This is a genomic window from Mesorhizobium sp. YR577, from assembly GCF_900116595.1.
GTDB lineage: Bacteria > Pseudomonadota > Alphaproteobacteria > Rhizobiales > Rhizobiaceae > Mesorhizobium_M.
In genome coordinates this window covers 106,287-127,066 of record NZ_FPBI01000006.1, presented here as the reverse complement: position 1 = coordinate 127,066, position 20,780 = coordinate 106,287, and the positions used below count along the sequence as shown (strand labels likewise).

Genomic DNA, 20,780 nt, shown 5'->3' with positions numbered 1-20,780 from the left:
TCACCAGGGCAATGAGAAGGTCTTGACGTTTGTGAAGCTCTTCATGGCTTCGATGACGCCTTCCTTGTAGCCGTTGCCTGAATCCTTGATGCCGCCGAAGGGGCTCATCTCGATGCGGTATCCCGGGACTTCCCAGATGTTGACGGTTCCGACCTGAAGGCTGGCGATGTATTTCTGCATGCGGCGGAAGTCGTTGGTGCACACGCCTGAGGACAGGCCGAAGGCGGTGGAGTTGGAGAGTGCGATCAGCGCGTCGTCATCGTCGGGGGCGCGGATGATCGGGATGATCGGCCCAAAGGTTTCTTCCATGACGAGTTCTGAGGCATGCGGCACGCGGTCGACGACGATGGGCGGAAGCAGCGCGCCGTTGCGGCCGGGATTGTAGAGAATGTCGGCGCCTTGCTCTGCCGCCATGTGAACGCGGTCCTCGAACAGCTTTGCGGCGCGCTCATGCACGACGGTGCCGAGATCGGTGGTGCGGTCCATCGGGTCGCCGAACCTGATCTTCCTCGCCCGCTCCAGCACCAGCGGCACGAAACGGTCGGCAATGCTTTCCTGGACAAGGATGCGCTTGACCGCCGTGCAGCGCTGGCCGGAGTTCTTGGTCGCACCCGCGACCGCCAGATCGGCAGCCTTGGCGAGATCGTCGTCGGAGAGGTCGTTGAGGATGATCAGCGGATCATTGCCGCCAAGTTCCAGCACCTGGCGCCTGTAGCCGGCCTTGGAGGCGATCAGCTTGCCCACCGGCACGCCGCCGGTGAAGGTGATCAGATCGATGTTTTCGTTGGTGATCATCTCGTCGCCGATGTCCTTCGGCCAGCCGGTCACCACCGACAGCATTTCCGGCGGCAGGCCGGCCTCGTAGAGGATGTCGGCCAGCACCAGTGCCGTCATCGGCGTCAGCTCGGTCGGCTTGACGACGACGCAGTTGTTGGTGGCAATCGCCGGCGCCACCTTGTGCGAGACCATGTTGAGCGGATGGTTGAACGGCGTGATCGCCGAGATCGCGTTGAGCGGCTCGCGCATGGTGAAGATTTTGCGCGCCTTGCCGTGCGGGGTCAGGTCGCAGGAGAAGATCTGGCCGTCATCCTGGATGCACATCTGGCCCGACAGGGTGAACACGTCAAAGGCGCGGCCGACTTCATAGAGCGAGTCCTGCTTGGAGATGCCGAGCTCCAGCGTGATCAGGTCGGAGATTTCTTCCTTGCGGGAGTTCAGCAGCTCTGCCGTCCTGAGCAGGATCTTCTGGCGCTCGTAGCGGGTCAGCTTGGGCTTGTAGGCGGCGGCGATCGCGAAGGCCTGCCGGGCATGCTCGGCACCGCCTGCCGGCACGGTGCCGACCACCGTGTCGTTCCAGGGATAGCGCACCTCGACGACGCCGTCGGCGTCGACATGTCTGCCGGCAATGCGCATCGGCTCGTGGCGGACTTTGATCGTGGGGTCGAGTTTGGTCATCGCTGTGTTCCTGAATAGCCCTTATGCGTCTTGTCGCCTGTGCCATCGCTTGCCGGCAAAGCCTTCCCCCACTCCGGCCCTTCGGGCCACCTCTCCCCCCTCCGGAGGGAGAGGAAGGGAGCCAGGGCTCGGCGGGTCGGCACCTTTCCTCTCCCCCGTCGAACGGGGGAGAGGTGGCCCGAAGGGCCGGAGTGGGGTTCGACCAACCTCGGTCAACATTCATCGCCAGCGCAACGAAGCGCCGGCATTGCAATCACGTATTCGGCAGCGCCGCAGCCATCACCGCATAGTAGAAGGCGTCGAAGTTGCGCAGCCTGGGTGCGCCGGGCTGGTCCGGCATGACCCGGTTGGTGATGAACGGCACCACTTGCTCGGTCAGCCCGCCATGCGAGCGCAGCGGCTCATTGAGGGCGGCGAGATCGTGACGGTGCTCGCTGGTGCCGATCGTCTTGTTCTCGGCCGAGATCATGACGATGTCGCCGATGCGGTCTTCCGGCAGTTCGAAACGGCGGCAGGCTTCCTCACGGTCGACGACCAGGTCGATGCCCTCGATCCCGGCCAGCCGCTTCATGATGTCGGCGCGGTCGGCACCCTTGGGCAGATAGGCGGTGGCGAACGAGCCCAGCGCGCCGTGGTGGACGACGTAAGGATCGGTGATCGGCAGGATGACGCGCCCGACATCCTTGCCCAGCCATTCGTCGAGCAGGTCCTGCGCATAGACGACATCGGGCGAACCATCGGCCTTGTGCTTCGGCTTCATGCCGTGATCGGCGGTCACCACGATCGCAGCACCCAGCGCGTCGAGTTCGGCGAGATACTTGTCGAACATCTCGTAGAAATCGTTGGCCTGCTTCACGCCCGGCGCGTATTTGTGCTGCACATAGTCGGTCGTGGTCAGGTACATGACGTCGGGCCGCCATTCCTTCAAAAGCTTGACGCCGGCGGCAAAGACGAACTCCGACAGTTCGGCCGAATAGACTTCCGGCACCGGCTTGCCGAGCCAGGCGGAGGCATTGTCGATGCCGTGCTCGGCCTTGGTCGTGGTGTCCGACTTCTCCGAGGAAAAGCAGATGGCGCGGTCTTCATTGAACTTCAAGCCGTGACCGAGCAGCGAGCGCAGCTTGTCTTTGGCCGTCACCACCGCGACCCGGGCGCCGGCATCGTAGAAGGCCTGGAAGACGGTCGGGGCGCGCAGGAACTTTGGATCGTTCATCATCACCTCTTCGCCCGTCTCCGGATTGTAGAGGTAGTTGCCGCAGATGCCGTGGACAGAAGGCGGGCGGCCGGTGGCGATCGACAGATTGTTGGGATTGGTGAAGCTCGGGATGACGCTGTGGGCCATGCGCACCGTGCCCTTCGCCTTGATCTTCTCCAGCGCCGGCATCAACCCCGCACGGATCGCCTCATCGAGATAGGCCGGCTCGCAGCCGTCAAGGCAGATCGCGATCGCCGGAACGCGCGGCCAGGCATAATTGCGTCCATTCGCAGACACGGTGACAGGGGACATCTGGTTCATCAGGGCGTTCCTTGGGAATTGGAGAGGTTTTCAGGCGGCGAGCTTGGCGCGCTCTTCGAGCGCGGTGCGAGGCGGCGCCGCGTCAGGCACGTTCATTTCGGCAAGTGACTCGCGGGCTGCTTCCACGACACGCCGCATGACGTGCTCGTCCATGCGGCCGATGCAGCCGACGCGGAAGGATTCCACCACGGTCAGCTTGCCGGGATAGATGATGAACCCCTTGTCCTTCATCAGTCCATAGAAGCGGTCGAAGGCGAAGTTCTCATGCGCCGGGCAGAAGAAGGTGACGATGATCGGCGACAGCCAGTTATCCGACAGCAGCGTCTCGAAACCGAGTTCGCGCATGCCGGCAACCATCACGTCGCGGTTTTTGGTGTAGCGCGCGCCGCGGCCGGCAACGCCGCCTTCCGCCTCGTGCATCTTCAGCGCCTCGAGAAAGGCGGCAACGACATGCGTCGGCGGGGTGAAGCGCCACTGGCCGGTCTTTTCCAGCGTTGCCCATTGCGCATGCACGTCGAGCGAAAGCGAGTGGCTGCGGCCCTTGGCGGCCTCCAGTTCCGTCTTCTTGGCGATGACGAAGCCAAAGCCCGGCACGCCTTCGATGCATTTGTTGGCCGACGAGACCATCGCCTCGTAGCGGATTTCGTTGACGTCGAGCGGGATGGCGCCGAAGGCGCTCATGGAATCCACCAGCAGCTTGCGGCCCTTGGCGTAGACGGCCTCGGAAATCTCGGCGACCGGGTTGAGGATGCCGGAGCTGGTCTCGCAGTGAATGGCGATGACATGGGTGATGGCCGGATCGGCGTCGAGTGCTGCGGCAACCTCGCTACCGCGCGGCGGCAGGTAATCGCCCTTGTCGATCAGCGTATAGGCGCGACCCAGATACTGCATGGTCTGCGCGGCGCGAAGGCCGTAGGCGCCGTTGGCCAGCACCAGAACCTTTCCGTCCTTCGGGACGAAGGAGCCGAGCATGGCCTCGACGCAGAAGGAGCCACTTCCCTGCATGGGAACGCAATCGAATTCGCCCTTTGTGTCGCCGGTCAGCGCCAGCAACCGGCGGCGCATATCGGCAGTCATGGCGCGGAAATCGCCGTCCCAGGAACCCCAGTCGCGAAGCATGGCCTGCTTGACGGCGTAGGCGGTGGTGAGCGGGCCGGGCGTGAGCAAATAAGGTTCGCCGAGCGCCGGTGGCTCAAAACCCTCGACTGGCGAAAACTTGGTCTCGGCGCTCATTGATCTTCCTCCACACGGCGTTCTGCAATGGCGTGATTATCGCCGCCCACGATGTATTTGCAAAATCGTTATTTTGTATCCTTGCATAAGTTTTAACGATGATCGTCAGGCTAGACGTACCAGCCGGCTGCTCTGCAGGTCTCCGCTTTGCGTAAGCAGCGGATAAGCGATCGTAACCAGCAGCGAATTGATCTCCTTGAAAGCGCGGACGGCTTCCAGGTGGATATCGCTGGTTTCGATGCTTTCCATCTTGCCCGATTGCAGGCGGCGCAGATGCTGTTCGTGGCTTTGGCGCTCCTGCGTTCGAATGCGCTCCTTCTCGGCCACCAGTTGGCGGGCTGCGGCAAGGTCGTTTGAAATCAAGACGTTCAGCGCAAGCTGCATGTTTTCCGCGACACGCGCATGAAGGTCCGTCATCTCCGCCCAGCCTTCCTTGGAGAAATTCAGGTTTTTCTCCGAGCGCTCGGCGGCCAGCACCAGCAGATTCTTGGCGATGACGTCGCCGGCATGCTCCAGGTTGATCGCAACGTCGGTCAGTTCGATGCCGCGGCGAGCCTCCTCCGAGGTGAGCCGGCCTCGGTTTACCTCGGCGATGTAGAGCTTGATGCCGGTGTGAGCATCGTTGACGTCTTCATCCAGGCTGCGCAGGCGTGCGATCTGCTCGCTCGTCCCGGACTTGAACATGTCCATGACCGGCCGGAACATCAGTTCGACGAGTTCTCCCATGCGCAGAAGCTCGCGCGTCGCGCTCGCCAGAGCCAGGGTCGGAACGCCGGTGACCGCACGATCGAGGGCTGTGATGCGCCGCGCGACAAGATCATCATCTTTCGTCCTGACCGGAGCTTCGGACAGCAGCGTCGTCGTCAGCCGCGCCATCGCGCCGGTGAGGGGAAGGGAAAACACGCCCAGACATGCGTTGAAGAGGACGTGGAGATTGATCAGTGCCACGCCTGCATTGTCCCCCAGCCAGCCAACCGGCAGGCTGAACAGCTGAATGGCAACCAATGCGACGACTGTCCCGCAGGCGCGAAAAATCAGATTGCCGAGCGGCAGGCGGCGGGCGGCAGGTCCCATGCCCCGTGACAGCCAGAATGCTATCAGCCCGCTGCCGACATTCGCGCCCAGTATCAGCGGTATGCCGGCTTCCAGCGAAACCAGCCCCTGCGAGGCCAGGGCCGTGATCATCAGAACAGCGGCGACGCTGGAGTGAATGAGCCAGGTGAACACCGCACCAAGCAGGAACGCGGTCAGATAGTCCTGAGCCAGATAACCGGAGATCATGGGCAGAAGTTCTGCATTCCGAAGCGGATCGGTCGCTTCGCCCAGCAGCTTCAACGACAGGAGCACGAAGCCAACTCCGAGCACCATGCGTCCGGTCTCGCGGATTTTCTGGCCCGGCAGCTTGAGATGCATGACGCCGCCGGCCAACAGGCAGACGGGGATCAACCAGCCTAGATCGAAGGAGAGCACCCGCACGACCAGCGCCGAGCCAAGATCGGCACCAAGCAACAGAGCGAGCCCGGTCGGCAGCGCCAGCACAGCGCCGGCAGCGAAGCCGCAGGCGAGCATCGCCACTGCCGTTGAACTTTGCAGCATCACCGCCATGGCCGCGCCGCCGGCAGCGGCACGTATGTGCCCGCCTCTTGCCTCGCCAAACAGCTGGCGCAAGATGGGGGCGTGGGCGCGCTCCATCCCGGTGCGCACGAGATGCACGGCATAGAGCAGCAGCAAGGTTGCGCCCGCGAGGTGCAGAAGGATGATCGAGAAATGCATAGCCGGCTTCCTGTCAGAAGGAAAAGTTCGGCTTCCCCTTTACATAAGTCAATTCGTTAGTTTCTATACTTCCATTGATTTTACTTATGGAGGATGCCCCGGTGCGGTACGTGCAGCTGAGAGCTTTCCACTACGTCGCCATTTGCGGCGGTTTCTCGCGTGCCGCGGAGGCTTTGTTTCTGACCCAGCCCGCCATTTCAGATCAGGTGCGCAAGCTGGAAGAAGAGTACGACGTGCTGCTTTTCAACCGGCACAAGAAGCAGGTGACGCTTACGCAGCAGGGCGACCGTCTGCTTGAAATCACGCACCGCATGTTCGACACCGAGCAGCAGGCACTCGACCTGCTTTCCGAGTCGCGCGCGCTTCGAGCCGGCACCTTGCGCATCGTCGCGGACGCCGCGCATCATCTTCTCCAGATACTCGGGCAATTCCGGGCCAGGTATCCGGGAATCCAGGTGACCGTTCGCGCTGGCAATACCGAGAGCGTGATGGCCAGCCTCTACGCCTACGAAGCCGATATCGGTGTCCTGGGCGAAATTCCGGAAGGGCGCGAGTACAATATGCTGAAGCTCAATTCCTCGCCGATCATCGCGTTTGTGGCGCATAATCATCCGCTGGCCGAAGCGCGCAAGCTCGGGCTGGCCGAGATCGCCGAACAGCCGCTTGTGCTGCGTGAGCGGGGTTCCAAGACCAGATCCAAGCTGGAAGCGTTGGCTGCCGCTCAGGGAATCGAACTCAAGCCGGCCATAGAAGCCGAAGGGCGCGAGGCCGTACGCGAGATCGTAGCCTCCGGCGTCGGCGTCGGTTTTGTGTCGCGGGCAGAGTTTGGCCTTGACGGACGCCTCCGGCCGATCGTCATCGATGGGCCGGAGATGCTGATGGACGAAGCGCTCATCTGCCTGCGCGAACGCTCAAGCGGCAAGCTGGTGAAGGCGTTCTGGGATCTCGCCAGGCAAACGGTCGAAGGCTGAGCTCCCTTTAGGGTTCGCGCGTAGCCGAAGGCGATCTGAGACGTAGAGCGATCATTCAGGGTCGAGTTCGAAGATAACGAAGCCTTTCCCGCGTTCCACTTCCTTAAAGCCGAGAATGCGGAACCACTTCGCGACTTCCGGCCGGTCCGACCAGCTGTAGGAATGGATTGGAAGGTTACCGCAGAGAGCCTGGATGCGCCTGATGTGTTTCTTGCAGAAGCGGACCGAAGACCTGGAAAAGAAGCTCTCGTGGGCTGCAAAAGCCGTTTGAGCTGCGTGATTGATCTCCCGCCACGCGATTATTGCGACCGGTTTGCCGTCCTCGAGCAAGGTATGGCCGCGGCCCTCTCTCAGGGCCATCATGAATTCGTCCTTCACCTCATCGATGTTGAGACCGGCCGTCGCATACTGGTCAGCCATTCGATTGGCCAGGTCTCGAAAGATGGCGGTAAGGTCGGCGGTAGTGGCTGTTCGATAATCCATGCTTCACTCCGTGAGGGCGGCAAAGTACCTGCCGAAACGCCGTCATGCAAATTCGCGACGCTTCAACCGTCGCGGGGCCTGGCGATATCTGCGACGGCACTCATTGCGGAGAGGAGGGCCTGGTCAGCCGCTGAACTGTAGTGCGCGCCTATTAACATCGTATGACAAGCGTTTGAAAACATTACGGATTGTTAATGCAGGTGTTCATATTGGGTTCACCCTTCGACACGTAGATATCGGGCGTGAATGAGAAGGACCCCTCCCAATGAAACGAATTGTTCTCGCAGCAGTGGCGATCTCCATGCTTGCAGTGCCGATGGCTCAAGCGCAGCAGTACCATCGGCCCCCGCAGGGCATGCAGCAGCAAAATGGACCGTCGCATTTCAACAAGAAGCATGAGGCGCGCAAGCCATTCGCCAAGAAACAGCGGTGGTCAAAAGGCAGCCGAATGAGCGACTGGAAGCGGAAGCAGCATGTCCGCGATTATCACCGCTACGGACTGCAGCGTCCCGGCAGAGGCCAGCAGTGGGTGAAGGTCGACAACGACTATCTGCTGATTTCAATGGCGACCGGTATCATCGCGGGCATCGCCGCCGGCCGGTAACATCTGATGGTAGTTCCATCGAGCAAAAGGCGGTTCTCAGGAGCCGCCTTTTTTATCGGCGAATTACCGGCGAGGGAGTGGCCGTTCTGGCGAGGAGCTCGTGAAGCCGGATTGCGATCACCAGAAATGGAAGCGCTGCCAGCCAGCTCAATTCGGCGATTAGAGAGGTCTTGTCCATGGACTTCCTCCTGAAGATTTTAGCTCACTTGGTCAGTGCGTAGCATCTCGCGATATTAGGGCCTGCTTCCAGAAGTAGAACCCCCCAGATGGGACTGCTCTATCTCTGCCGAATTGTGCTCGTGACGATCGGGTCTGGCTTGCCGGCAAATCGCTCTTGGCTGGTAGACAGCCCCACCAACACGCCCAGCGCGATCGCGATGGGAGCAAACAAGATCGCAACGTGAACCAGGCATAGTACCGTCGCGCGCCAATCAGAGGCTGTTTTCTGCTCGTCATCCATGAACGAGATATGAAGGCCAAGAGTCAATCGAAGGTTAAAGTGCAGCCCTGTACGGCGACCTCAGCACTCAACCTTTGTTACAGCCTGCAATGCAAGGCCGGAAATTCGGATCAAACGCTTTTATCCAGTCAAATGGCGGCGCCCGGGGTCGAACACGGGCGCCGCCATTTGCCGTCAGGTCGCTTCCAGCACCATGTTGAGTGGCGTCTGTGCTGCCCGCCGGACGCGCGTGAAGCCACCTGACCGGATCACCTCGGCCAGCCGTTTCTCGCCCGCTTGCGCGCCAAGCGCGAGCCCCGTCTCCTGTGCCAGCGAGGTGGGAACGCAGATCATCGTCGATGCCGAGTAGTAGAGCCTTCCAACCGGATTGATGTTGTCTTCCAGCGCATCTCCGGCCATGGGTTCGACCACCATCCACGTGCCGCCCTGTTTCAGCGCCTTTCTGATGTGCGCTGCCGCGGTCTTGGGATCGCCCATGTCGTGCAGGCAGTCGAAGCAGGTGATCAGATCGAAGTCACGCCCTGCGAAGTCCTGTGCCCGGCCGACCTCGAAGTGCAGGTTCGTCATGCCGTGCGCTCGGGCGTGCGCGGTCGCGGCGGCAATCGATGCCGGATGGAAGTCGTAGCCGGTAAACCGGGATTTCGGGAACGCCTGTGCCATCAGGACCGTCGACAGCCCGTGTCCGCAGCCGACATCGGCGACCGTCGCGCCGGCTTTCAACTTGTCGATCACGCCGTCGAGCGCCGGCAGCCACTCCTGCACAAGGGCATTCACGTAGCCCGGCCGGAACAGCCGCGCCACGGCGCAGAACATGCAGCCGGCCTGGTCACCCCAGGCCACGCCGCGGCCGGTCTTGAAGGCCGACTGCACCTTCGGCTGGTTCTCGACCATTGCAGCAGCGGTATCGAAGGCACCGATCAGATTGACCGGGCTGTCGGGCTCTGCAAACACGAAGGACTGCTCGGGCGTCAGCGAGAACCGTCCGTTCTCGTAGTGCACGTAGCCCGAGGCCGCTTGCGCTGCCAGCCATTCGCGCACGTAGCGGGGCGCGCATCCCGCGGCATCGGCAAGCTCGTCAGCATTGGCGGGACCGATCTCCTTGAGGGTCTTGTACAGGTCGAGCGCGTCTCCGATCCTCACCAGCGGCACGCTGACAGCTCCGCCAAGGTCGCCAAGAACGCGGCCGACGAGTTCATTGAGGGTGGTTTCGTTGAGTTGTGTCATGGTTCCTCCTTCGGACGGCATGTTGCCATTCCGTCAGTGCAAGGATGAGACCAGTCTTGACGGCGGGCATGAGGCGGCCGTCCCGAACAGGCAAGGAAATCAGGCAGCGGAGAGGACAGATGTCCCGATCCGGGTCGGGAGAGGGCGGTAAACCGCCCGCCGCGCAAGTCGGCTACTTGGACAGCGTCATGACGATCGCCTGCGAGCGGCTGTGCACGCCAAGTTTGCTGAAGATCACCGACAGCTGGTTGCGCACGGTCTTCACGCTCTTGCCGAGGCGTTCTGCGATGACACGGTTGTCGAGCCCCTCTGCAACGAGGTCCAGAAGTGCCGCTTCGGCGGGAGTGAGACCTGCCTCGCGGATTGCACGCGGCTGCCTTGGTTGATCCTGCCCGAGGAAGGCCGCGAGTTCGGCTTGGAACACAGCCCAGGCCGGCTCGTCCGGCAAGAGCACATGGTTCTTGCTCTCAAGCGGCACGAAGCGTGCACCTGGAATCGCGGCAGCCAGCTTGCAGCCTTCATCGAACGGCACGCGCATGTCGCCGCGACTATGCGCGATCAATGTCGGCACGCGGATCTTCGCCGCAAGGTCGAGCACGTCGATCCCCTGCATCTGCGAAAGCAGTTGCGCGGCGACATCGGCGGTTGCCGTTTCACGCTCGAGATCGCCCCACCAGCGATGCTGTTCAGGCGTCCCGTCGGGTATGAAAAGGTTGGTGAAGAACTGGCAGAACGCAGGATTGTCGCGCCCCCAGCCGATGCGAATGAAGTTGACGAGGGTCTCGGCCTCCAGCCGCTCGGCTTGCGTCTGCGCGCGAACCCGCCCGCCCTGACCGTAGGCGTTCAGCAGCACCAGATGCGACACGCGCTCGGGATGCCTTAGTGCATATGCGATGCTAAGAGCGCCGCCCTGCGAAAGACCGAGGAGAACAAAACGTGGCTCCTCGATCGAAGCCGCCACGCAGTCCAGGTCCGCATGCCACGCCTCAAGCGACAGATCGGCAACATGCCGGTCAGACAGTCCGCAGCCGCGTGGATCGTAACGCACAAACCGGTTGCGGGCCGAAAGCGCCTGGAGCCAAGGCCGCCACACGGGGCTTTCGAGATCGTAATCGACATGGCTCAGCCAGTGCGCCGCCCGCAGGATCACCGGTCCCTCTCCGCACGAAGCGACGGCAATCCGAGTGCCGTCGACGGAGGTGCAGAACCGTATGCTCTGGCTGAGTTTCATCCCCAAGGATACCGTAGCGGAAAGTCGGGCAACAGGCCCGATCTCATAGCCCGATCGATCAGCCGTCTACGCCGAAAGGGTGGCGCGGGCTTTTTGCGCAAGGTTCCGCGTCGGTGGATGGCAGCCGTGGCTGTTAAACGCAGCGGCCGCCGTCGACGTTGATAACCGCGCCCGTGACGAGCCTGGCGAGGTCGGATGCCAGGTAGAGTGCAGCACCAGCCACATCGTTCGGGCGGATGATCTCGCCCATCGGAATCTGGCTGGCGAAGCTGCCGACGACTTCATGTATCTGCTGCCCATGGGTGAACCCCGAAAGCATCGGCGTTTCGGTCGCGCCGGGGTTGATGCCGTTCACGCGGATGCCGTCCTTGGCCAGTTCGAGCGCGAGCGACTGGGTGGTTGCGATGGCTGCGGCCTTCGAGGCGCTGTAGGCAGCGAGGCCCGGTTTCGGGCGCACGCCGACAACCGAGCAGATGTTGACGATCGCCGCGTTTCCGCCCGCCTTGAGCAAGGGCAGGAAATGTTTCGTGGTGAGGAAAAGCGAACGCACATTGACGTTCATGATGCGATCCCAGCCGTCGACCGTCATCGTGCCGATCGGTGTCGCCGACTGCGGAACGCCGGCGCAGTTGACCAGCAGGTCGAGCTTGTTTTCCGTGCGCGCAATGCGCTCGGCCAGCACCGCTACGCTTGCCTCATCAGCGACGTCGCAGCGCCAGCCCGGACCGGTGCTGCAATCAGTGGGGGCATCGCTCTCAGGCAGCGAGAGATCGGCAATGATGACCTTGGCGCCGCTTGCTGCAAACAGCGACGCGATGGCCTGACCGATGCCGGAGACGCCGCCGGTGACCAGCGCGGTCTTGCCGGCGAGAAGGGACGGGGTCAGGTTGGTCGGAAAGTCAGGCAGAGCCATCGTCACACCTTGTGAAAATTCATCGCGTGGATCTCGGTGAACTCGGCCAGGCCGAGTTCCGAGTTTTCGGTGCCGATGCCGCTCTGCTTGATGCCGCCGAACGGCATGTGCCGACGGCCGAGGCGTGATTGAGCGTTCTTGTTGATGAAGGTCATGCCGGCCTCAAGCCGCCGCGCGAAGGCTGCGCCGCGATCGAAATTCGATGTCCAGACCGAAGAACCGAGGCCGTAGTCGGTGCCATTGGCCAGTTCCACCACCGCGTCCTCGTCCATGTAGCGCATGACCGGCAGGACCGGTCCGAACTGCTCGCAGGTGACAATGTCGAAATCGGGGCCGGGGTCCTTGACCAGCACCGGACGCAAATAGTTGCCTTCGTCCCAGGTTTCAGGGGAGACGGGTGTGCCGAGCTCGATGAGTTCGCCGCCCGCGTCCCGCGTCTTCTGGATGAGGCCCTTGAGGTAGCTCAGTTGAGCCCCATTGTTGATCGGGCCGAAGGTTGTCTCGGGATGCAGCGGGTGACCGATGCGCACCTTGTCGAGATGAGCGGCGAGCTTGTCGAAGAACGCGTCATAGATCGAAGTCGGCACATAGAGCCGCTTGATCGCGAAGCAGAACTGGCCCGACCGGTGGAATGCGCCGGCGGCAAGCGTCGGGATCTGCCCGTCCAGGTCGAAATCGTCGAGCACGATTGCTGCGTCGTTGCCGCCCAGTTCGAACTGCACGTTCTTCAGCGTCTCGGCCGCGGTCTTCATGATGGCCTTGGCGGCGACGCCGCCACCGGTGAAGGACACCAGGCGAACCTTGGGATGGGCGGCCAATGCCGCACCCGTTTCCGCGCCACCGTGCACCACATTGATGACGCCCTCGGGGAAGAGTGGCGCGAGTTTTTCCATCAGCAGCGCGATACCTGCCGGCGCGGTTGGCGGCGTCTTGATGACCAGCGTGTCACCGGCAACCAATGCCGGCGCGAATTTGCGGATCAGCAGCACGATCGGCGCGTTCCATGGCACGATCGCCGCCACCACGCCGATGGGCTTGTGCTCGATGCGCACGATCGAGGCCTCGTCCTCAATGATCCTGGGCTCAAGCGCGATCCTGGCGGCCTCGACATTGTCGCGGGATGCGAAAGCGGCGCCTCGGAACTCCATGGTGATCTCTGCCGGCAGCATACCGGTTTCGCGGACCACAACGCCGACGAGACCGTCGAGGCCTTTGTCGGCCTCGGCCTCGATCAGGTCAGCGGCGTGCAGCACGGCTTCCGCGCGCTTCTCGACCGACACCTCGGACCAAATCTTGAGGGCGGCATGTGCTGCGTTCACCGCGCGGTCGACCGCGCCTGCGTCGGCGACGGCAACGGTTGCCACGATGTCGGCGGTGCGGCCCGGATCGCGGACTTCGAAGCGCTCAGCGCTGCCTTCCCATTTACCGGCGATGAAGTTGTCGATGGTGAGGGTTTTCGTAGAGGTCATGGCGCAGTCCTCACTTGTGATAGTTGAGGGCGTGGTATTCGACATATTCGCGAAGCCCGATGGGCGAGCTTTCGCGTCCGATGCCGCTCTGCTTCACGCCGCCGAAGGGGATGTTCTTCTGGCCGAGCCGCGAGGTACCGACATTGTTGATGAAGGTCATGCCGGCTTCGATGCGACGTGCGATCTTCAGCGCTTCGTCGAAATCGCGCGTCCACAGGCTTGAGCCGAGACCCAGTTCGCCTGCGTTCACGCTTTCGATGACCTCGTCGAGGGAATCGTATTTCACCACCGGCAGGATAGGGCCGAACTGCTCGATCTGGACCAGTTCCGCATCCATGGCGATGTCGGAGACGATCGCCGGCCGCATGTAATAGCCATTGTCCCAGCCTGCCGGATCAACAACGGTGCCGAGTTCCCGAACCGTCGCACCGCTGGCGCGCGTGCGTTCGAGCAGGCCCTTGAGGAAGTCGAACTGGCCGCGGTTGTTGATCGGTCCGAAATTGACGCCCTGATCGAGCGGATGGCCAACGCGGAACTTGTCGGTTTCGGCCTCGAGGCGCGCAACGACATCGGCATAGGCCTCAGATGGAACGTAGACGCGCTTCACGGCGAAGCAGAACTGGCCCGAGCGGCGGAACGCCCCGCCAAGAATCTTGGGAATGGCGTCGTCGAAATTTGCGTCGGGCAGCAGGATGGACGGATCGTTGCCGCCCAGCTCGAACTGCACGCCCTTGAGGCCATCCGCAGCCGCTTTCATGATCTGCCGGGCAACGGCTCCACCGCCGGTGAAGGAAACCTTGCGCACCAGCGGATGGACGGAGAGTGCATGTCCGACATCGCCGCCGCCATGCACGACATTGATCACGCCGGCAGGGAAGAGCGCGGCCATTTTCTTGAGCAGCAGGGTCAGGCCGATGGGAGCCGTCGGCGCCGGCTTGATCACGACCGTGTTGCCGCAGACCAGTGCCGGCGCAACCTTGCGCATGGTCAGGATGATGGGCGCATTCCAGGGAACGATGTCGGCAATGACGCCGATGGGACGCTTCTCGACGCTGACCCAGCTTTCGGCATCCGACACTTCCATGGGCTTGAGAAATTCTTCACCCGCCTCGGCATTGTCGCGCACGATATTCGCCGCCATGCCAATCTCAGCCTTGTTGGTGCCGACCAGCATGCCGGATTCACGCGCCATGATCTCGACGACCGCGTTGGCCTCGGCGTCAAGCAGGTCGGCGGCGGTGCGCAGAAGTGCTGCGCGTTCCTCGTAGCTCGTCTTCTTCCAGCTCTGGAAGGCCTCGTGCGCGGCGCGAACGGCTGCGTCGACCGTCGCGGCATCGCCCTGCGCGATCAGGCCGACGACATCGGTGAGCCGTCCCGGGTCGCGCAGTTCGGCATAGGAGGACGAGGTCACATCCTTGTTGCCGATCAGGTGGTCGAGGGTGATTGGGGAGGAAGTCTGCATGGTCGTCTCGTCCTTCGCCATCAGTCGATGGTGCGTTCGATTTCGTAGGCCGGGAGCGGGGAGAGGTCGGAAATCCTCTGCCGCAGTTCCGGGGTCATGGCAAAATTCACCGCCTCGACATAGTTGCCGACCTGCTCGACGCTTTCGGCGCCGATAATGGGAACGGTGACGGCCGGGTGCGAGGCAGCCCAGGCGACCGCCAGCATGGCGGGATCGACCCCCACCTCGTCGGCGATGGCGCAGAATTCGGCCGCGATCTCGAAATTGCGCTGGTCCTCGTAGCGCTTGAGATAGCGGGCTTCGGCAAGCCTGCCGCTGCGCTGGCCGGATGTATTGGCATTCGCGCGGGTCAGAAGGCCCGAGGCGAGGGGCGAGAAGACCATGACCGAGAGGCCCATGGTCTGGGCGAGCGGAAACAGCTCGAACTCGGCCTGGCGCTTCACCAGATTGTACATCGGCTGCACGACATCGAACCGCGCCAGCGCCTCGCGCCGGGAGATGCCGATGGCGTCGGCGATGCGCCAGGCGGCCCAATTGGAAACGCCGGCATAGATGATCTTGCCCTGGCGCTGCAGGTCGTCGAAGGCGCGCAGCGTCTCTTCGGGCGGGGTATAGGGGTCATAGTGGTGGGCGAAATAGACATCGATGCGGTCGGTCTTCAACCGGCGCAGGCTGTTTTCGACCTCCTGCATGATGTGACGCCGCGACAGGCCGGACCCGTTGGTGTCCTGCGACATCGGCCGGCAGACCTTGGTGGTGATGACCACGCGGTCGCGATCGGAGCCTAGCAGATCGCCGAGAATGGCTTCTGCCTTGCCGCCGCCGGCATAGGAGTTCGCGCAATCGAAGAAGTTGATGCCGAGTTCGCGGCAGTGGTCGTACATCGCCCTGGCCGTAGAAGCGTCGCTGTAAGAGCCGAACGACATCGTGCCGAAGCAGATGTTCGAGACGCGCGTACCGGTGCGGCCCAACTGAACGTATTGCAAGCTCTTCTCCTCCCGCCGGCCATGCGCAGGCGACGACGGCATCGCATGCGAAACCCTATAAGTCAATAATATATGTTTTTATACTTTACGTCACCGGAGCTTGAAATCGATGCGTACCCGGTCACCGCGATAGGTACCGTCGGCGACGAGCACAAGCTCGCCGTTGCTGTCCACCGCACAGCGCTCCACCCGTGCCACCGGGTTGCTGATGGGGATGTCGAGCTTCTCGGAGATATAGAGATCCGCACTGTCGATGGTGAGCGTCTGGGTGGCGTCGGTGATGACCAACCCGGGCACGTCGGCAACGAGCCTCAGAGCTGTCTTGGTGCTGTAGTCGTCTTCGGGAATCTGGGATGCAATGCGCTCGGCGACATAAACATCGGCGAGCAGGAAGGCCTCGCCGTCGCGCGTGTGGCGACGCTGGAGATGGCGGTAGGCAGGCGCCGGCTTGCCGATCTTGAAACTGCGTCCCGGCAGGGAAACATTGCGCTCGTCGGACAGCACTTCGATCCTGGCGTTTTCGCGTGCAAGCAGCATGCCGCTCCAGTCGGTCTGGACCTGGCACCACATATCGTTGACCGGGCGCTGCTTCACGAACGTGCCCTTGGCACGATAACGCTCGATCATGCCGTCAGCTTCGAGGATATTGAGCGCATGGCGGATCGTCATGGCGGCAACGCCGCATTCCTTCGCCAGCATCTCAACGGTCGGAATTTGCCCGCCGACCGCCCATTCACCGGTCTCGATGCGCCGCTTGAACAGGGATGCGAGCTGGATATACCTCGAAATCGCACTCTTTTTCAGCGCTTCGGCTGTGTTTCCCTGGGTCGAAACGGACAAAGACGTTCTCCTTCGCTGGGCCCTTCGAGCCGAGTGAAAATGCTATATGCTAGCATATGTCTGTTTTTGTCCGCCTTTCCAAGTCCTCGGCCTCATGCATCCACGAGTTGTGGGATCGGGCTTAGGCCATCGGGCGGGGTGCCTCCGCCTAGCAGGTCCGGCCGTATCGAGGCGGGCAGAGGGATACGGTGCACGTTCAGCGTCAGCGCCACCATGCAGTAATAGCCGACCAATGCGGTAAGCTCGACCGTGCCGGCCTCGTCCCAACGCGCCAATACCGCCTCATAGACACGGTCGGAGACGGTGCCCGTCGTGAGCATGTCCGCGGCGAAGCGATAGACTTCGCGGTCTTCTTCCTCGATCAGGCGCGGGGCCTTGCCGTCGCGAATGGCGTCGATGATGTCGGCTTCCAGGCCCGCTGCCTCTGCCGCACGGCGGTGGATCGTCCATTCGAGTTCGCTGTTCCAGACGCGCGCAGTCACCAGCACTGCCAGCTCGGAGAGGCGAGGCGGCAGGCGCGTGCAATAGCGCAGTGTTTCGCCCAGCTTGCTCCACCGTTCGGCAAGCTCCGGATTGTGGAGTGCCGCGCGCAAAGGCCCCACGAGTTCGCCGCGGCGTCCGGTGACGATGCCGTCGAAGACGCGGCGCTGCTCCGGCGTCATGCCGTCGGTGTCGGGAAGGGAAATCCGTGCGCCCGATGTGTTCTGGGTATGCTGGGACATCAGGTCGTTGCTCCGTCGGTCAGGCCCAAAGAGGCGAGGATTTCGTCGGTATGCTGCCCCAGAAGCGGGGGCGGGCGGTCGAAGGAGAGTGCGGCTTCGGTAAAGCGCATAGGGCTCACCACCTGCTTGACCGAGCCGGCCAGCGGGTGGGGCAGTTCCCTCAGCATTTCGCGGTGCTGCACCTGCGGCTCTTCGAAAACCATCGGGATGGTATTGATGGGGCCGCAAGGAACCTTCGCCGCGCCAAGCTCGGCCAGCCAGTATTGCAGAGGCTCGCGCGCGAAACGTTCGCAGATCATCGGATGCAGGATCGGCAGATTGGTCACTCGCGCGGCATTGGTCGCAAAGCGCTCGTCGTCGGCCCAGTCCGGCGCGCCAAGGACGGAGGCGAAGCGGCGGAACTGCTCGTCATTGCCGACTGCCAGCACGATATGGCCGTCGGCCACTGCGAAGACATCCTGCGGCTGGATGTTCGGGTGCCTGTTTCCGCCACGCCTGGGCGTCTTGCCCGACACCAGGAAGTTCATGGCCTGGTTGGCCAGCATCGCCACCGAGACGTCCAGCATGGAAACGTCGATATAGTCGCCCTTGCCGGTCTGATCGCGGTTGGCGAGTGCCGCCAGCACGGCAACGGTGGTGTACATGCCGGTCATGATGTCGATGATCGGGATGCCGACCTTCTGCGGGCCGCCGCCCGGCAGGTCGTCGCGCTCGCCGGTCACGCTCATCAATCCGCCCATGGCCTGGATCATGAAGTCGTAGGCGACATCCTCACGCTTGGGTCCGGTGGTGCCGAAACCGGTGATGGAGGCATAGATGATGCGCGGGTTCTCCGCCTTGAGATGCTCGTAGCCCAGACCGTAGCGGTCGAGCGTGCCCGATTTGAAATTCTCCAGAACGATGTCGGAGGTCTTGGCGATTTCGCGGATGACCGCTTGACCCTGTTCGGTGGAGATATCCACTTCGACCGAGCGCTTGCCGCGATTGACGGAGAGGTAATAGCCCGACTCCTTCGTCGGCTTTCCATCGCTGCCGGTCAGATAGGGCGGCCCCCATTTGCGGGTGTCGTCGCCTTCGCCGGTGCGTTCGACCTTGATGACGTCGGCGCCCAGGTCGGCCAGGATCTGACCAGACCAAGGTCCTGCCATGATGCGGCTCAAATCGAGCACGCGGATATGTGAAAGCGGTCCGGCCAAGGTCAGTTCTCTCCGAAAGTAAGGTCCATGATGGGGCCTTCGTCCGGCCCCTGGTCGTTGACGATGACGGTGGCGGCGACCGACGGGCGGTTTGTCTGCAGTTCGCTCCACACCGCCAGTTTCGGGTGCGCGCCGCGCCATCTGCTTTGCGAAAAGCGGAAGTCGAGCTGGCCGAGCGCGCAGATGACGGCGATCTGGCCGATGCCGAAGGGGGCTGAGGTGAGCGCGCCGGCTTCATCTTCCAGCACGGCAAGTGCCGCCCGCACCTTCGCGCGACAGGATGCGATCACCTCGGTATCGCCGCCGTCCGCTCCCAGGCATTCGATGCGCCAGAGCAGCAGGTTCTCGGTCAGCCCGTCGCCCAGTGCCTGCCACCGCAGTTGCTGAAACCTCGGCTCGCCAGAGCGCGGGATCAGCCTTTCGCTATCGGCGGACAAGTAAGAAAGCCAGTCGCAGATGACAGCGGAATCGAAGATCGGCGGCAGGCCTGGTACCAGAAGCGTCGGGATTTTGCCGAGCGGGTTTTCTTTCAGGATGACGGGGTTCGGCGCGCCGCGTGGTATCGCGACAGCGCGCACCAGCTCGATCCTGTCCGCCAGTCCGAGTTCGTGGATAACGATCATGACTTTGCGGACGAAAGGCGATTTCGGCGACCAGAGAAGCTTCATTCGGGCGTCCTCAGCGCGGCCGCGAGCGCGATGTTGAACTCCGCCGGCTTCTCGAAATTGGGCACGTGGCCGGCATCCGGCAGAGCTTCGAAAGCGGCGTCTGCAATCTGCCCGGCCATCGCTTTCATCGTTGCCGGCATGGCACCATCCTCGGCACCGGCAATGAGCCGAACGGGAATGCCGAGCCGGGACAGCACGGCAGACTGGTCGTACTCCCGCAAGGCGGAGGCGCAGGCCACAAAACCTTCGAGCGGGGTGGCGGCAATCATGTCCCGGAGCCGTTCAGCCTGCGCGGAGGCATGCCGATCCGGCCGCAGCCAGCGCTTCACCGTCTGCTCGGCAAGTGCCGCCATGCCATACTCACGCGCAAAGGCGATCCGCTCTTCCCAGAAAGCGCGTCCGGTGGCCGCACTACGTGCCTGGCCGTCGACGAGAACGAGGCGTTCGAAAAGCTCGGCGCGCGCGCCGAAAGCGGCAAGCCCGGTCGGAACGCCCATGGAGAGCCCGACATAGGTGCAGCGCTCGATGCCGACGAAATCGGTCAGCGCCAGCAGGTCCGCGGCCAGTGTCGGGATATCGAGCGCCGCCTGCGGCTCGCCGGATCGGCCATGCCCGCGCTGGTCGTAGCGCAGGAGGTTCCAGTTTCCAGCCAGCGCCGCTACTTGTTCGTCCCAGATCGACAGGTCTGTCATCAGTGAGTTGCCGAATACGAGCCATGGCGCTACCGGATCGGCCTTTTCGATCCGGTAGTTGAGCGCCATGCCGTCGCGGACGAAGGTGCCTTCCATGGTCAGCGGCCCACCCATACCGGCGGGCGCTTCTCGACCACGGCGCGCGTTGCTTCGCGCGCGTCTTCGGTCGCCATCAACGTGGTGGAATAGCTCTGCTCTAGCTGATAGCCGTCCTCGGTCTGCATGAACTCGACCTTGTTGAGGGCTTCCTTCGCCATGCGCAGGCCGATCGGGGCCTTTGCGGCAATGACCTCAGCGAGCGAGCGGGCGGTCTTGGCGAGGTCTTCGAAGGGCACGACCTTCTGGATGAAACCGCACTGGAGTGCTTCGGCAGCGCTGATCGGCAGGCCGGTGAAATACATCTGGCGCAGCAGGCCTTGCGGCAGATGGCGGATCATGTGCGCGGCACCACCGCAGCGGCCGACATTGATCTCGGGCATGCCGAAGCGCGCATTCTCGGATGCGATGCGGATGTCGCAGACCGAGGCCAGTACCGTTCCTGCACCGAGTGCCGGCCCGTTGATAGCGCCGATGACGGGGACGGCGGCATGGCGCACGGCAGCGAAACAGCGACGCACGATCCTTGCCCGTGCGGGGTCCTGGTCCAGCGTGGCGGCAAGGAATTCGTTGAGGTCCAGCCCGGCGCAGAACGCCTTGCTGCCCGTGGCGGTGAAGATGATGCAGTTGATGTCGGCCCAATCCTTCGCCACCTCGAAGGTGTCGGCGATTTCGGCATAGTCGGCGATCGATATCGCGTTGACCGGCGGACAATCGATGGAGATCGTCGCGATCTTGTCGGCCTTTTCGATGATGATTGCCATGGCTGCGTTCCTCGTTCCGGCG

General features: G+C 62.7%; 19 protein-coding genes. 2 read left to right on the top strand and 17 right to left on the bottom strand.

Annotated features, from left to right (window positions below):
- From phnY to BM413_RS10525, 4 genes are all read right to left on the bottom strand, one after another.
- Positions 1-1,455, bottom strand: a complete 1,455-nt coding sequence (phnY, locus tag BM413_RS10540) for a phosphonoacetaldehyde dehydrogenase (RefSeq protein WP_091913077.1) — start codon at positions 1,453-1,455, stop codon at positions 1-3.
- 253 nt (positions 1,456-1,708) lie between these two features.
- Positions 1,709-2,971, bottom strand: coding sequence for a phosphonoacetate hydrolase (gene phnA, locus BM413_RS10535; protein WP_091913076.1), 1,263 nt, complete (start codon positions 2,969-2,971; stop codon positions 1,709-1,711).
- Between the two features lie 30 nt (positions 2,972-3,001).
- Entirely contained in the window at positions 3,002-4,204 is a 1,203-nt protein-coding gene (locus BM413_RS10530; RefSeq protein ID WP_091913075.1) for a 2-aminoethylphosphonate--pyruvate transaminase, read from the bottom strand.
- A 105-nt stretch (positions 4,205-4,309) separates the two neighbouring features.
- Positions 4,310-5,977: a Na/Pi cotransporter family protein gene (locus tag BM413_RS10525; RefSeq protein WP_091913074.1), complete on the bottom strand. Its 1,668-nt coding sequence runs from the start codon at positions 5,975-5,977 to the stop codon at positions 4,310-4,312.
- A gap of 101 nt (positions 5,978-6,078) precedes the next feature.
- Here BM413_RS10525 and BM413_RS10520 point away from each other — a divergent pair, with 101 nt between their 5' ends.
- Complete coding sequence (locus BM413_RS10520) at positions 6,079-6,948, top strand: LysR substrate-binding domain-containing protein (RefSeq protein ID WP_091913383.1); 870 nt, start codon at positions 6,079-6,081, stop codon at positions 6,946-6,948.
- A gap of 51 nt (positions 6,949-6,999) precedes the next feature.
- Here the strand turns inward: BM413_RS10520 and BM413_RS10515 are convergent, their stop codons facing one another.
- A complete protein-coding gene (locus BM413_RS10515) occupies positions 7,000-7,431 on the bottom strand; it encodes a hypothetical protein (RefSeq protein ID WP_091913073.1) in 432 nt (143 codons plus the stop codon).
- Positions 7,432-7,696: 265 nt separating this feature from the next.
- Here BM413_RS10515 and BM413_RS10510 point away from each other — a divergent pair, with 265 nt between their 5' ends.
- The gene (locus BM413_RS10510) at positions 7,697-8,035 is read left to right on the top strand and encodes an RcnB family protein (RefSeq protein ID WP_091913067.1); all 339 of its coding nucleotides are present in this window, start codon (positions 7,697-7,699) and stop codon (positions 8,033-8,035) included.
- A 634-nt stretch (positions 8,036-8,669) separates the two neighbouring features.
- Here the strand turns inward: BM413_RS10510 and BM413_RS10500 are convergent.
- The 12 genes from BM413_RS10500 to BM413_RS10445 all read right to left on the bottom strand — a co-directional run bounded on the left by BM413_RS10500 (position 8,670) and on the right by BM413_RS10445 (position 20,758).
- Positions 8,670-9,719 carry a class I SAM-dependent methyltransferase gene (locus tag BM413_RS10500; protein WP_091913065.1) on the bottom strand — a complete coding sequence of 350 codons (1,050 nt, stop codon included), beginning with the start codon at positions 9,717-9,719 and terminating at the stop codon, positions 8,670-8,672.
- A gap of 172 nt (positions 9,720-9,891) precedes the next feature.
- Positions 9,892-10,950: an alpha/beta fold hydrolase gene (locus tag BM413_RS10495; protein ID WP_091913381.1), complete on the bottom strand. Its 1,059-nt coding sequence runs from the start codon at positions 10,948-10,950 to the stop codon at positions 9,892-9,894.
- A 133-nt stretch (positions 10,951-11,083) separates the two neighbouring features.
- Positions 11,084-11,863, bottom strand: coding sequence for an SDR family NAD(P)-dependent oxidoreductase (locus BM413_RS10490; protein ID WP_210188925.1), 780 nt, complete (start codon positions 11,861-11,863; stop codon positions 11,084-11,086).
- Between the two features lie 2 nt (positions 11,864-11,865).
- Entirely contained in the window at positions 11,866-13,332 is a 1,467-nt protein-coding gene (locus BM413_RS10485; protein WP_175544301.1) for an aldehyde dehydrogenase family protein, read from the bottom strand.
- A 10-nt stretch (positions 13,333-13,342) separates the two neighbouring features.
- Entirely contained in the window at positions 13,343-14,794 is a 1,452-nt protein-coding gene (locus tag BM413_RS10480) for an aldehyde dehydrogenase family protein (RefSeq protein WP_175544300.1), read from the bottom strand.
- Between the two features lie 20 nt (positions 14,795-14,814).
- A complete protein-coding gene (locus BM413_RS10475) occupies positions 14,815-15,780 on the bottom strand; it encodes an aldo/keto reductase (RefSeq protein ID WP_175544299.1) in 966 nt (321 codons plus the stop codon).
- A gap of 90 nt (positions 15,781-15,870) precedes the next feature.
- Positions 15,871-16,620: a GntR family transcriptional regulator gene (locus tag BM413_RS10470; protein WP_091913059.1), complete on the bottom strand. Its 750-nt coding sequence runs from the start codon at positions 16,618-16,620 to the stop codon at positions 15,871-15,873.
- Between the two features lie 92 nt (positions 16,621-16,712).
- The gene (locus tag BM413_RS10465) at positions 16,713-17,342 is read right to left on the bottom strand and encodes a carboxymuconolactone decarboxylase family protein (protein ID WP_091913057.1); all 630 of its coding nucleotides are present in this window, start codon (positions 17,340-17,342) and stop codon (positions 16,713-16,715) included.
- A complete protein-coding gene (locus tag BM413_RS10460; protein ID WP_091913055.1) occupies positions 17,342-18,538 on the bottom strand; it encodes a CaiB/BaiF CoA transferase family protein in 1,197 nt (398 codons plus the stop codon). The genes BM413_RS10465 and BM413_RS10460 overlap by 1 nt, the downstream gene beginning before the upstream one ends.
- Before the next feature lie 2 nt (positions 18,539-18,540).
- Positions 18,541-19,206, bottom strand: coding sequence for a glutathione S-transferase family protein (locus BM413_RS10455; RefSeq protein WP_091913053.1), 666 nt, complete (start codon positions 19,204-19,206; stop codon positions 18,541-18,543).
- On the bottom strand, positions 19,203-20,012 hold the full coding sequence (locus BM413_RS10450) for an alpha/beta fold hydrolase (RefSeq protein WP_091913051.1): 810 nt from the start codon (positions 20,010-20,012) through the stop codon (positions 19,203-19,205). The genes BM413_RS10455 and BM413_RS10450 overlap by 4 nt, the downstream gene beginning before the upstream one ends.
- Positions 19,997-20,758, bottom strand: a complete 762-nt coding sequence (locus BM413_RS10445) for an enoyl-CoA hydratase-related protein (protein WP_091913049.1) — start codon at positions 20,756-20,758, stop codon at positions 19,997-19,999. Before BM413_RS10445 ends, BM413_RS10450 begins: the two co-directional genes overlap by 16 nt.
- Positions 20,759-20,780 lie beyond the last annotated feature (22 nt).